Source organism: Paenibacillus vortex V453 (genome assembly GCF_000193415.1).
Taxonomy (GTDB): domain Bacteria; phylum Bacillota; class Bacilli; order Paenibacillales; family Paenibacillaceae; genus Paenibacillus_AQ; species Paenibacillus_AQ glucanolyticus.
On record NZ_ADHJ01000037.1, the window covers coordinates 190,108 to 203,610 of the forward strand.

General features: G+C 49.5%; 11 protein-coding genes and 2 pseudogenes. 1 reads left to right on the top strand and 12 read right to left on the bottom strand.

Annotated elements, in window-relative coordinates; all coding sequences use genetic code 11:
• The first annotated feature begins 7 nt into the window (after positions 1 to 7).
• On the top strand, positions 8 to 1,060 hold the full coding sequence (locus PVOR_RS18655) for a CobW family GTP-binding protein (RefSeq protein WP_006210999.1): 1,053 nt from the start codon (positions 8 to 10) through the stop codon (positions 1,058 to 1,060).
• 182 nt (positions 1,061 to 1,242) lie between these two features.
• On the opposite strand, the gene PVOR_RS18660 is transcribed toward PVOR_RS18655, so the two are convergent.
• The 12 genes and pseudogenes from PVOR_RS18660 to PVOR_RS18710 form a co-directional block, all read right to left on the bottom strand.
• Positions 1,243 to 1,494 carry a YolD-like family protein gene (locus PVOR_RS18660; protein ID WP_006211000.1) on the bottom strand — a complete coding sequence of 84 codons (252 nt, stop codon included), beginning with the start codon at positions 1,492 to 1,494 and terminating at the stop codon, positions 1,243 to 1,245.
• A gap of 245 nt (positions 1,495 to 1,739) precedes the next feature.
• Complete coding sequence (locus PVOR_RS18665; protein ID WP_006211001.1) at positions 1,740 to 2,951, bottom strand: GTP-binding protein; 1,212 nt, start codon at positions 2,949 to 2,951, stop codon at positions 1,740 to 1,742.
• Positions 2,952 to 3,249: 298 nt separating this feature from the next.
• A complete protein-coding gene (locus PVOR_RS18670; protein WP_006211002.1) occupies positions 3,250 to 3,657 on the bottom strand; it encodes a winged helix-turn-helix transcriptional regulator in 408 nt (135 codons plus the stop codon).
• 80 nt (positions 3,658 to 3,737) lie between these two features.
• Entirely contained in the window at positions 3,738 to 4,301 is a 564-nt protein-coding gene (hxlB, locus tag PVOR_RS18675; protein WP_006211003.1) for a 6-phospho-3-hexuloisomerase, read from the bottom strand.
• A 5-nt stretch (positions 4,302 to 4,306) separates the two neighbouring features.
• Positions 4,307 to 4,939, bottom strand: a complete 633-nt coding sequence (gene hxlA / locus PVOR_RS18680; protein ID WP_006211004.1) for a 3-hexulose-6-phosphate synthase — start codon at positions 4,937 to 4,939, stop codon at positions 4,307 to 4,309.
• A gap of 374 nt (positions 4,940 to 5,313) precedes the next feature.
• Positions 5,314 to 6,334, bottom strand: a pseudogene (locus PVOR_RS18685) (ABC transporter substrate-binding protein).
• Between the two features lie 112 nt (positions 6,335 to 6,446).
• The gene (locus PVOR_RS18690; RefSeq protein WP_006211005.1) at positions 6,447 to 7,415 is read right to left on the bottom strand and encodes an ABC transporter permease; all 969 of its coding nucleotides are present in this window, start codon (positions 7,413 to 7,415) and stop codon (positions 6,447 to 6,449) included.
• A gap of 34 nt (positions 7,416 to 7,449) precedes the next feature.
• Positions 7,450 to 8,950: pseudogene (locus PVOR_RS18695) on the bottom strand (sugar ABC transporter ATP-binding protein).
• 129 nt (positions 8,951 to 9,079) lie between these two features.
• Positions 9,080 to 10,060 (bottom strand): substrate-binding domain-containing protein, encoded by a 981-nt coding sequence (locus PVOR_RS18700; RefSeq protein ID WP_006211006.1) that lies wholly within the window; start codon positions 10,058 to 10,060, stop codon positions 9,080 to 9,082.
• Complete coding sequence (locus PVOR_RS32045) at positions 10,057 to 10,848, bottom strand: sensor histidine kinase (protein ID WP_234973021.1); 792 nt, start codon at positions 10,846 to 10,848, stop codon at positions 10,057 to 10,059. Before PVOR_RS32045 ends, PVOR_RS18700 begins: the two co-directional genes overlap by 4 nt.
• A complete protein-coding gene (locus tag PVOR_RS32050) occupies positions 10,772 to 11,854 on the bottom strand; it encodes a cache domain-containing protein (protein WP_234973022.1) in 1,083 nt (360 codons plus the stop codon). Before PVOR_RS32050 ends, PVOR_RS32045 begins: the two co-directional genes overlap by 77 nt.
• The gene (locus PVOR_RS18710; protein WP_006211007.1) at positions 11,851 to 13,470 is read right to left on the bottom strand and encodes a response regulator; all 1,620 of its coding nucleotides are present in this window, start codon (positions 13,468 to 13,470) and stop codon (positions 11,851 to 11,853) included. The genes PVOR_RS32050 and PVOR_RS18710 overlap by 4 nt, the downstream gene beginning before the upstream one ends.
• Positions 13,471 to 13,503 lie beyond the last annotated feature (33 nt).

Consider the following 13,503-nt stretch of genomic DNA (forward strand, 5'->3'; position numbering starts at 1 on the left):
GGAACCGATGAGCAAAGTGCCTGTAATTATGATTAGCGGTTTTTTGGGAAGCGGCAAAACAACGCTGCTGCTCAGACTGCTGGATTATGCCGCCAAGCAGCAGTGGAAGACAGCCGTATTGATGAACGAGATGGGCGATCAGGACGTGGATGGGGCTATCGTATCCGGCGAAATGCCGGATCTTCCGATCGAGAAGCTGCTTGACGGCTGCATCTGCTGCACCAAACGAAGCGAGCTTGGGCAAGCTCTGAACACCCTGTTAGATCAGAAGCCTGATCTCATATTTATTGAGACCACCGGAGTCGCGAACCCTGAGCAGATTCTTGAGGATCTGCAGGATCCGTCCCTTGTGGATCGTATATCGATCCAGCGCAAAATCGCTTTGGCCGACGGCAGTAAATTTCTGGAATACAACAGCTTCTTCGCATCCAGCCGCGAACTGGTCCGTACCCTACGGGGACAAATCAGCTTCGCGGATATTATCATCCTTAACAAAGCGGGGGAATGCGAAGAGAAACATCTCAACAAGGTCATCACTTCCATACGAAAAATAAACACGGCCGCAAGCCTGTCCGTGACCGATTACAGCCGTATAGATGAGCTGGAAGTGTTTCGTGAATTCTCACTGCCAGCGGATGTTCTCACAGATCAAATTCAAGACACACCATGGAGTGAAGAGGCCCTCAAACATGAGCCTCATCCCCAGGGAGCCCCAATATTCGCGAATCACCGCCATCAACATGGAGTGGAGTCAGAGCAGACAAATCCCTCCTTCTCGGGTCTGGATACCTTAACGTTATCCGCGCCAACCCCTATCCCGCTTCGCATAAGTGTGATCGAAGCCTTTTTGACCGCGCGCAGGTCCAGCCTGATACGAGCCAAAGGCTATATTCAGCTCTCGACTGGCCCCACACTTGTTCAGTGGGCGGGTTCACAGCTGGAATGCCAACCAAGCACCCTGCGGCTGCAGCGCGGATATCTCACACTCATCGGCCATCGTCTGGATAAAACGCGCATCGTACAGGAATGGGAGGACTTACTGAGCGGCGTGGTGCAATAAAGTGAAAATCATGTGGAAATAATCCCAAGAGATGTGAGTGCAACCGCGATGGGAGGAACGTTTCATACATGGAGCATCTTCCAGCAGGAACAGGGGCATCTCACAAGATCTAAGATCTTATGAGACACCCCTTGCGGTAACTGGTAGTTTAAACACATGCGTAATTCCGATAGAATCATAATTTATTCCCGGGGATAATTCACTTCCATGATGTCCATAAATGAAACTTTAGTAACCTCACCATTATGTTTCATATGTACCTTCCCTGTTCGGGAGTCCATTTGATCGATTTGTCCGCGAACCGTCTCTTCCCATCCCCATACCGTTAATACAATCACAGATTCCTCTTGGTAAGCTTCTGTAAGTTGATTGCCGAGCTCTTCAAGTACAAACTCATCTCTAGTAGGTCTCTTTGGTACTTTTGCCTTGGCCATATCCTTGCCCTCCTGATTTATGTTGTTCATGCTGCAGCATTAAATTTCGAATGAACGATTTCTTTCATCAAAACGATGAATTGGGAATCTTCTTCCTATTATACATCAAAAACGATCCAGAATGCTCAGTCCATCACTTATCTCAACGGATGATAGGCAGAACAAAAAAACAAGCCTTGATAATCAAATCAAGGCTTGTTTTTATGCGTAATCATTACGATTAATTTCAGTCAAAAAATATAGTCCTACATAAGGGACTCATTCTCTTCTAATACCATCCATGGCAGCGGATTGTTAAATGTTGACCATTCAAGCTGCATTTCCTCGTCCGTTAACAGACATCCATCCAGGTCCTGCTCGATTTGCTCCCGCTCCATCTGAATGCCAATCATCACGAGCTCGGTCATCCGATCTCCCCAGACGCCATCCCATTTTCTCCGGATATCCGGTTCGCTCTGAATCAGCTCCTGCTGCTCCTGCTCGGTTAATGCAGCAATCCAGTATCCTGCCGGTCCGAACTGAATGGAGGGACCCGCCTGACTTAAGCTTGCAGCCACATCCTCACGCACAGCCAGCCATGCGATTCCTTTGGCGCGTACGACCTCTTCGGGCCAATCCCCCATGAATTCGGCCAGCCGCTCGGGATGGAACGGTCTTCTTCTCCGGTAAACAAATGAGCTGATGCCGTATTCATCCGTTTCCGGCACATGCTCTTCCTTCTGAAGCTCCTGAATCCATCCGGGCGATTGACTCGCTTTTTCAAAATCAAAAAGCCCGGTGTTCAGGATTTTCGCAGGGGAAACCTGTCCGTTCACTGTACGAATGATGCTGGCACTTGGCTGAAGCTTGCGCAGTATGCCCTCGACCTTGGTCAATTCCTCTTCGCTTACCAGATCACATTTATTCAACAGCAGCACATCACACATCTCAATCTGATCAATCAACAGATCGACTACTTCCCGCGTATCCTCTTCGCCCAGCGCTTCCTTCCGATCGAGTAGGCTTTGGCCGGAAGAGAAGTCTTTCCAGAATCGGTTGGCGTCCACTACCGTTACCATGCAATCCAGCCTGGCGAGGTCAGACAACTGCACACCCGAGACCTCATCCGGATAGACAAAGGTCTGCGCGACAGGCACGGGCTCGCTTATTCCCGTTGATTCAATCAGAATGTAATCAAAGCGCTTCTCTTCCGCCAGCTTCTGTACTTCCTGCACCAGATCTTCCCGAAGCGTGCAGCAGATACAGCCGTTGGACATTTCGACCAGCTTCTCATCTGTGCGCGACAAGCTTCCCTCTCCTCGAACCAGATCTGCATCAATATTCACTTCACTCATGTCATTAACGATGACAGCTACCTTCAATCCCTCACGGTTATGCAATACATGATTAAGAACCGTTGTTTTCCCTGATCCGAGATAGCCGCTAAGTACAGTAACCGGTATTCTTGTATTATTCATTTATTGAACTCCCTCCATTCATTAATCGTAATCATTACGATTAATACGTTTTGATATTATATCTCCTCCGTTCAAATGTCAATCCTTCTGTACAAAAAAACACGCCTCAAGCAGTAAAAAACCTCCGGCGCCTTATGTACCGGAGGTTTATACCATATTACAGCGAGGGCGTGAGTCATGATGATGAGCTGCCCTCTATGATTTAACATGCTCTTTTATCTGCTTATCGTTAGAGTTAATCCTCTGCTGCTATCATTTATGTTGAAGCCATTCATATGCGATTTTGAGGTATTACAGCTTACAGCTTTTCAACTGTAGCTTGTCCTGAACCTTGCTCAGCAGGCAAATCCCCGTCTTTCCAGATAACCTGCTCGCCGTAATCTTTTCCCCAATCGTACATCAGTTTCAGGATCGGCATTAAGCTCTCCCCATAAGGCGTGAGTGAGTATTCGACTCTGGGTGGAACCTCGGGGTAAACCACTCGATGCACCAGCTGATCCTCTTCCAGCTCACGAAGCTGATTGGTCAGCATTTTTTGCGTGATATGAGGAATCATCCTGTTCAGCTCACCGAAGCGTTTGACGCCTTCCAAGCCAAGATGCCATAGAATGATCAGTTTCCATTTGCCGCCGATGACCGCAAGGGTTAACTCCTTATGGCAGTTTATTTCTTTGAGATTAATCCGCTGCTTGACTTCACTAGCCATAATTAACACCCCTTCCTCCCTATAGTATACAACGGGCGCGGCCATATCATCAAAATGGAAAACCTCACATAATCAAGCTTCTATTCCAGATTGGCGTGCAGCCCAAACATATTGTCCGACTGCAGTTTCTTCTGTTCCATCAATCTGAGTATGACGGCATCCAGCACGATCAGCAAGGTCTGCTCAAATAAGGAAGCCATCGGTTGAACGGTTACGAGATTATCCTGATTCTGGTCTTTGGTTGCGCCTGGAAGCACAACAACCGTATCTGATAGTTTACCCAATCGGGATTCGGGCTTAATGGTTACAACCGCTAAGGCAGAACCGATGCTTTTGGCCTTCTGGGCCATGGCCACCAAGCTCTGCGTCTCGCCGGAGCCTGAACCGATCAGGATCAGATCCCTCTCTCCAATAGCCGGAGTTACCGTATCACCCACAACATGGACCTTGTATCCCATCTGCATCAACCGCATGGCAAAAGATCGGATCATCAGACCGGATCTTCCGCCTCCCGCTACAAAGATAGACTCGGATCTCATAATTCGTTTGATCAATTCCTTAATCTGGGTACCATCGACCTTCTGTACAGATTCCGAGATCTCCCTGGCAATCACATCTGCATGTTGAAAAATCGGTTTATCCATCGTCCTTAAGCCTGCTTAACCCATTGCTGCATTTGGGCAGCAGCGGCTTTCTTATCCGATTGGCCCGTGATTCCACCGCCAACGATTACGAGATCGGGGTTCGCTTGGATCACCTCAGGCAGAGTCTCCAGCTTGATTCCTCCTGCAACGGCTGTCTTGGCATTTTTGACTACACGTTTGATCGCTGCCAATTCTTCGAAGGAGTTTTTGCCTTCCGCCTGATGGTCATAACCGGAATGCACGCAAATGTAATCCACACCGAATGCATCAATCTCCCGTGCTCTTCCCTCGATATCCTTCACATTAATCATGTCCACCATCACCTGTTTGCCTTGCTTCAGGGCTTCAGCCACGGCGCCTTTGATGGTAGAGTCATCGGATACACCCAATACCGTGATAATGTCCGCACCAGCCTCGGATGCCTTCATCACTTCATAACCGCCAGCATCCATAATTTTAAGGTCAGCAAGCACGCGCAGATGCGGAAATGCCTCCTTGATAGCTTTTACGGCGTGAAGGCCCTCGTTAATGACAACCGGTGTTCCAATCTCCACGATATCGATAAACTCGGCTACCTCGGCCACCACTTCCTTTGCTTCCGAAATATTCACCAGGTCTAATGCCAATTGAAGTTCCATATTGTTAATCTCTCCTTATGAGCGTATTGGTTAGCTGTTACACGCTCATTGTAGAGCCATTACTTTACTTTATGGAAGTACGTACTTATAAGTGAGATACTTACGGCGAAGTAAGTAATGTGGTGGGACAAGGGTTTGCAGGCTCTCCTTTTCCGCGAAAATATTTTCGATAACATGCTAGTGCCCAGGTAAAAAACAATTAAGGTCATTTATTCGCTTCTGTCTCACCAGCTGCTGTGGTTTAATATAGTTGTCCGGCCGGACTAAATGATCGGAAAGGAGGCTGAACGAATTGATTCAGAATATGGAGGTGGCATCTGCGTAAGCGGATGCCGCGTTAAGGGGAGTCCATCTTGGACTCCCCTTCATTCATTTTATTCATAAATAACGGCTTTGATTTCGTCACTATCGATGTTGTTTTTATCATACCAGTAGAAGCCCGTATCAATCTGCGGTTCTACCTTCTCTCCTTTGATAGCGGCAACAGCCGCTTTCACCGTCTCATATCCGATGCCGACCGGGTTTTGCGTGATGGCTCCCGCCATCGTTCCGTTCTTGATGGCATCGATCTGCGCTTTTCCGGAATCGAAGCCGACCACCACGATCTGGCCTTCCTTCTTCATCTCCGTTACCGCATTAATGACACCGACCGCAGATCCTTCATTCGCCCCGAAAATCCCTTTCAAATCCGGGTGTGCCTGCATCATCGCTTTGGCAAGGTCCGTGGATTTCAGATGATCTCCGCCCCCATATTGGATATCAACGATCTCAATATTCGGATACTTGTCTTCGATCTGCTTCTTGAAGCCGTCGCGACGGCTTACGCCCGTGACACTTGTCTGGTCATGGACCACCATCGCGATTTTGCCTTCATTCCCGATGAGCTCCGCCATCTTATCCGCTGCAAGAGCAGATGCTGCCAAATTGTCTGTTGAAGCAGTGGTTACCGGAATGTCGCTCTCCACGCCGGAATCAAAGGCGATCACCGGAATATTGTTCTCCTGGGCTTTTTTTCAGATAAGGGATCGAAGCCTGACTATCCAGTGCAGCGAACCCGATCGCGCTTGGTTTCTTGTCCAGTGCAGCCTGCAGCATTTCGATCTGCTTATCCACCTGGGATTCCGTTTCCGGTCCTTCAAAGGTAATCCGTACGCCCAGCTCCTGCCCAGCCTGCTCAGCTCCAGCTTTCACCGCCTGCCAGAATTGATGCTGAAAGCCCTTGGAAATGATCGGGATATAGATTTCACCTTCGGCACCGGTGCCTGAGCTTGAACCGCCTTCACTTGGACTATCGGTACCTGTCGCTGTACTGCCTGATCCGCCGCAAGCCGCCAGCAAGCCTGCAGTCAGCATGAGAAACAGAGCCAATACGAAAAGCTTTTTCATAATCTCAATCTCTCCTTATGTTTCAGTAATGTACATCTATAGAACTCCATTCCGGAAGTTTCTACACAACCAATCTGCTTCTGATCGAGCTTAATTCCGTCATTGAAACGCTTGAAACGCTTCACGCTTTACGTCTGCGAAGAATATCCGCATACACCGCAAGAATGATAACAAACCCGACCACAACGGTCTGCCACTCCTGAGGCACAGACAGAATGCGCAATCCATTCGTCAGCACACTCATGATCAGAGCACCGATGACCGTTCCGATAATGGTGCCCTTCCCTCCGCTGAGTGAAGTTCCCCCAATCACCACCGCTGCGATAGCTTCCAGCTCATACCCGGCACCCAGCGCCGGATTGGCCGAATTCAATCTCGATGCCATCATGACGCCGGCCAGGCCGGTAAAGGCGCCGGTTAAGGTGTAGATTACGATTTTCCAGAAGCCTACATTAACGCCCGACAATCGGGTCGCCTCTTCGTTGCTGCCAAGCGCAAAGTTATATCGGCCGATAATGGTCTTCGATAGGATAAGATATCCGACAATAGCGGCAACAAAGAAAATGACCACTGCATTCGGAATATCGAGTCCCGGTATCAACCAGCCCAACACGCTGCCTTGGGAGACCTCTGCAAAACTCTCGGCGTCGTTGAAATATACCGGCTTCGCCCCTGAGATGATTAACGCCAGCCCTTTTGCTATCATCATCATCGCCAGCGTGGCGATAAAAGGCGGGATCTTCATTTTCGCAACCGCCGTTCCGGACAGAAGTCCGCATAAAGCGCCCGTCAATATGCCTCCAAGGATACCAACAGGAACCGGCAAACCCCAGAACGTAATGCATACCCCTGTCATAACGCCGCTGAGTGTCATGACCGTACCAACCGATAAATCAATGCCTCCCGTAATAATGACAAAGGTTGAACCCAGAGCCAGCACGCCGATCACGGCAGTGGAGAGAAGAATCCCCACGATATTGGAGAACTGAAAAAAATTGCTGGATGAAATCGTGAAGAAAACAATGAGAACGACCAAACTTGCAAGCGCCAGCACTTGCTGAAGCGCACCTGACTTGATTTGAATGTTCATCTACTAATTCCTCCTGACGTGTATGGATAACGGCTTACATTCTCGCTGTTGCCAGATGCATAATGATTTCTTGGGTAGCCTCTTCATGATCCAGTTCGCCTGTAATCCGGCCTTCACACATCACGAGAATCCGATGACTCATCCGCAGAATCTCAGGCAGTTCCGACGAGATCATGATGATTGATTTGCCCTGCGCCGCAAGTTCGTTCAGCAATCTGTAAATTTCGCTCTTCGCCCCCACGTCAATCCCGCGCGTAGGTTCATCGAAGATCAGAATATCGCAATCGCGCGTCAGCCATTTGCCAATGACCACTTTCTGCTGATTGCCGCCGGAGAGGAACTTTACCTCCTGGTCAACATGCGGCGTTTTTGACCTTCAATCGTTCGACCATATCCTCCGCCTGCTTGCGAATCTTCTCCGTATTCATCCATCCACCGGGACGGAGAAATTCAGGGTAGGAAGCAATGACCACATTGCTCTTCACATCCAGGTCAACAACGCATCCGTATCGCTTGCGGTCTTCGGATAAATACCCGATGCCTAGACGTACCGCGTCATGCGGGCCTCTCATCTTTACCCTGGAGCCATGGATGTATATCTCTCCGGATTGGATACGGTCCGCACCGAATATCGCTCGCGCAAGCTCGGTGCGCCCCGCACCCACCAGACCCGCAATGCCTAGAATCTCTCCTTTTCTCAGGGTGAAGCTAATATCTCTCAAGGCTCTGCTTTGATTCAGCCCCTTCACCTCCAATACCGTCTCGCGCTCGCCTGCCGCGGCTTCCGGCTTCGAGGTCTCGTAAATCTGCCGGCCAACCATCTTGGATATAATATCCTGGGTGGTGACTTCAGCCGTCAACACCGTATCGATGTACTGCCCGTCGCGCATCACCGTAATGCGATCCGTAATCCGCTTGATTTCGTCCATTCGATGCGAAATGTAAACGATTCCAACTCCGTCGGCGCGAAGCTGACGAATGATGCGGAACAAATCTTCGATCTCGGTCTCGCTTAAAGCTGCCGTCGGCTCATCCATAACCAGTACATCCGCGTTATAGGACAAGGCCTTGGCGATCTCCACCATCTGCTGCTTGGCTACCGTTAATTCCGATACCTGAACGGCTGGGTCCATATCAAGCCCCATTCGCTGGAACAATGCCTTCACCTGCCGGTGCAGCGCCTGATCATCCAGAAACAGACGGAGCCTTCGCCGTGGCTCACGACCGATGAATATATTCTGAGCAACCGTCAAGTCCGGCGCCAGGTTCAGTTCCTGATGAATCATGCTGATTCCGGCGTCTTGAGCCGCTTTCGGATTCGTTAACTCCACGGGTTTCCCCTGGTACGTAACTGTACCTTCATCCTTCTGGTACACGCCGGTCAAAATCTTCATCATGGTCGACTTGCCCGCACCATTCTCACCCATCAGCGCATGAACTTCGCCGCGCCGCAGCTCAAATTGGCAGTTGTTCAATGCCAGCACACCCGGAAATTCCTTCGTGATTCCTTCCATCTGCAGCAGCACTTCACTCAAAATCTCTCACCTCTCCAGCATTGATGCATTTATTCATCATTGTATAAGCCGTTAAGTTTCACGGGAATGGAATATTCTCTGTTCCATGTTGAATATTCTACGATCCATCCATAAGCTCAAAAAAAGAAGCTACTCTTCCACAAAGGGAAAGAGCAGCTTCTGATTTTCCTCGGTATACATATTGTCCTTGTTGATAATTACGGAGTCCGTATAAACATTAGGAGACACCTTATCCCCTTCGATAAGGGATACGGCTGTTTTTATCCCCAAGTAACCGATACTAAACGGCTTCTGAACAATGGTAGATTGGAGAACTCCCTCTTCCAGCAGCTTCACTTCCTTGATCGAGCTGTCGAAACCAACGAGTTTCACCTTCCCGACCAGTCCCTGTTCTCCAATCGCCCTGCCCGCCCCAACCGTGGAAGGCTCATTCAATCCTACGATTCCATCCAAATCAGGCCGCTCCCGCAGGAGCTCCATCGTGATTTCATAGGCCCTCTCCTCCATGCCCTCACTGTAATAGGTGCCGACAATCTCAGCGCCTTCACGCTGCTCCAGTATACTTCGAACTCCTTGTTCCCGCTCGATCTGCGTTGAGGTGCCCTGAACGAAACTGACGATAGCGACCTTGGCATTTACCGGAAGCCGTTCAGCAAGCTCCACAGCAGCCTTTTGCCCCGCATTGAAATTGTCCGTAGCGATCAGGCTCTGTGCATAATCACCATTTACGGCAGAATCAATCATGATCAGCGGAATACCTGCTTTTCGAATCGACTCCACAGTGGGGACCAAGCGGTTATAATCGCCTGCGGCCATTACGATGGCATCCGGCTGCTGCTTAATGGCTTCCTGCAGCATTTGGATTTGCAGGTCAACCTGAATTTCACGAGGAGGTCCTACCACCGAAACGTCCACGCCGAATTCACGCGAAGCCGTGTTTACCCCTTCAATCAGCACTCTCCAGAATTCGATCTCTTCCACGGCTTTGACGCCGACAATGATCTTCTTGGGCCGGGGTTCATCTTTAGACCATTGAAGAATGGCATAACCCACTATCAAGGCAGGGATCAGCAGCATCACAATATAACGCATGCTCAAGTAGGACTTCAAGGCAGTTCCCCCTCCTTTTCCCGCCGTTCCTCCGCATGAATAGCCGGAATGAGCAGCTTTACGCACGTCCCCGCACCAGACTCGCTTGTATAACTCAGGCCATAATCCGCACCGAAATATAACTGAATCCGCTGATGGACATTCGCAATCCCAACGCTATTCCTCGATTGGTTCCCACCACTGGACGTTAAGAGGGTCTCCACCTTGGCCTCATCCATTCCGATGCCGTCATCCATGACTTGAAATACGATCATATGGTCTTCATGCGCACCCGTGATGGTGATCGTTCCCGGGCCTTCCTTGTTCTTGATGCCATGATAGATAGCGTTTTCCACAAGCGGCTGCAGCAGTACTTTTAGCGTGAGATAAGAATAAAGCTCCGGATCCATATCAAGTGTATACCGGATTTTATCCTGATATCGCATCTGCTGTATTTTTAAATAATTCGTAATGTGTTCCATTTCCGTGGCAATCGGTATCAATTCCTTCCCCTTGCTTAGTGACGCCCGGAAGAGACGAGCTAAAGCCGATGTCATCAGAATAACCTCATCATGCTTCTTGCTCTCGGCCATCCATATGATGGAGTCGAGTGTATTGTACAGAAAGTGGGGATTGATTTGGGCCTGAAGGGCATTCAATTCGCTTTTCCTCTTAAACTCCTGTTCGACCATAATCTGCCTCATCAATTCTTTGACCTTGGATACCATCACGTTAAAGCTGCGGGCCAGGCCGGAGATTTCTCTGGAGTGCCCGACAGGAACGCGGATATCGAAGTTCCCCTTCTCCACCTCCATCATTTTCTCCTGAAGCTTCTTGATAGGCCGGGTCAGGTTGCGGGAGATGACAACAGAGAACAGCACGCCTAACCCGAGGCATAACAATCCTGCTACGGACAAAAGAAAGTTGCATTTGCTTCTTATTATCCACCAGCTCATTCTCGTAAAAGACGCCGACGATTTTCCAGCCGAAATCCGTGTCCTTAATGCTATAAATCCGGCTTGCACCATCCTCCTTCACAACAAATCCCCCTTGCTTGTCCTGAAGCACCTGTTCCAATCGCTCCGTCTTCAGATTGCTGTAGAGCAGTTGCTGCTGAGGGTGGTATACAATCCTCCCCTGGCTGTCAATCACAAACACATAACCCCGGTTGCCCAGATCGAGCTTGCTGAGCATGTCGTTGATGACCTTGAAATTGAGGTCAATCAGCAGGATTCCAAGCCCTTGGGTAGGGGTAATGCCGCTGAGCTCTCGGCTGAGCGATACAACCCAGCGGTATTCTCCCTTGATGACCGGCTGCACATGCGACGACGATATGACCGTCTGCCCCTTGTTTTCCTGTGCCTGCCGATACCAGGGCTGCTCGGAAACCTCAATATAAGGATTTAACTCTGCATTCGTCCGATCGGAAATGAAGGTCCCGCCCTCGCCGAAGATGTTGATCGAAGCTATATCCTTGCGAGAGACCCGGATGGAATGGAAATATTCCGATATTTTCGCTTTCAGTTGGGCTAATTCAGCCGGCTGCAATTCCTCGGAAGAGGCAAGATATTCCCTCACGTTCGGGTTGTTCATGGTCGCAAGCGAAATGTCCTTCATGCCCGTAATGTAGGTTTGGATGTTCGCATTCACTTGATTGATAAGCTCGGAGGTATAACTTTCCGCCGTTTCGCGAACAGCTGATTCGGATAACCGATAGGAGATAAAAATAAGCAATAGTGCCGTAAACAGCACCAGCATCACAAACGAGCTGGCAATGCGGGACTGAATGCTCTTGATCCGCTGCGAGGATTTCATGAGTTTGTTCCATCCATCGTCATTTTGTTCCGGTATTCCGTGGGGGTAACTCCGGTATGCTTCTTAAACAGCACGCTAAAATATTGAGGGTCCAGGTAGCCGGACCTTGCCGCAATTTCATAGGTTCTCATCGGCGAATGCTTCAGCAGCTCTTTGGCTTTCTCCATTCGAACTTCCGTTACATATTCAACGAAGGTCTTCCCCGTATGAGCCTTGAACAAGGAGCTGAAATAACTTGTGCTCATGAAGATTCGGCTGGATACCGACTTGATCGATAGCTGCGCATCCTCATAATGTTGGTGAATGAAATTCACCGCTTCCAGCATCTGCGAACGCGTAATATCCTTCCTCGTCTTGGCCACGTCCCGTATAGCTTGCTCGCACACTTCTTGCAGCCAGCGCTCAATCTCATCGAGGGAACGAAATGAGTATAAATCGGATAGCAGCCTCTTTTCCTTGCCAACCCACTCATTCTCGTTGCTGCCGATTTCCGTTAGGGTCTGAAGTACGGCCAGCATGACCCGTACAATTCTCACATAACATAGCTCAATCGATATTGAAGCGCTTCCAATTTCGCTGATCAAACGCTTGATGCACGCCTCCACTTCATTCGCAGTTCCTGCACGGATTGCGGCTATAAGGGCTGCTTCATTTTCACTCCCGTCATGCAGCGGGCTGGTCTCCCGCTTTTCGAGATCCGTAATGCTGACCACCTGATCATGGCCCATCAGGAGCCGATATTCCAGCGCAGCCTCTGAGGCACGACAGGAATAACGTATCGCATGAAGCTGATAGCAGATCGTTCCTATTCCTAAGGTAACGGTGAATTTCATAAATCGTTTCGTAGACACGCGAATTTCCTCTGCCAGCTCTTGTGCCCTTGCGTACAGCTCTTCCTCGCCAAGACCGGACAGAATAGTCATGACTTTATTCTCCTTATACCGAAAGACCGCTGCTCCCGGCTCCTCCGCTAATATCTCCTGAGTGATATTGTATAAGGCAAAAGCGTGCAGCTCATGATCCACACACCCTTCATCAGAACGGAGTTCATCCATATCCGCCAGCATGGCTATATAACACGGGCCATGGAGTGGAATTTCAAAATACGTCAGCTTGTTCTCAATCTCCGTGATTTTCATCGGAGATGTTGCCAGTCGCTCCAGGAAACGTTCCTTGAGGAGAACCAGGCTTTCGTTCAACTGCTGCCGGAGTTTTTTCAGGTGCTCTGCATGTCCGCGCTCTTCATCCATTTCCAGCTTCAGTTTATCCAGCAGTTCTCTTAACTCCGCGGATGTAACCGGTTTCAAAATAAAATCCGTCACCTGCAGCTTCACGGCCTGCTGGGCGTATTCAAAATCGTCAAACCCGGTCAAAATGATAATTTTGGTCTTGGGGTGCTGCTGCGTAATATGTCGGGATAATTCCAGACCATCCATATACGGCATATGAATATCCGTCAACACGACGTCCGGTTGAAGCCGGTTCACAGCTTCCAATGCATCACGGCCGTTCTCGCAATCTCCAATACATTCAAAGCCGTGCTCTGCCCACGGAATCCGGTTTCGAATTCCTTCCCTCACAATCGGTTCATCGTCCACAATAAGGATTGTATACAATCGAAGCCTCCCCCGTCCGAAGCAAATTCGCCT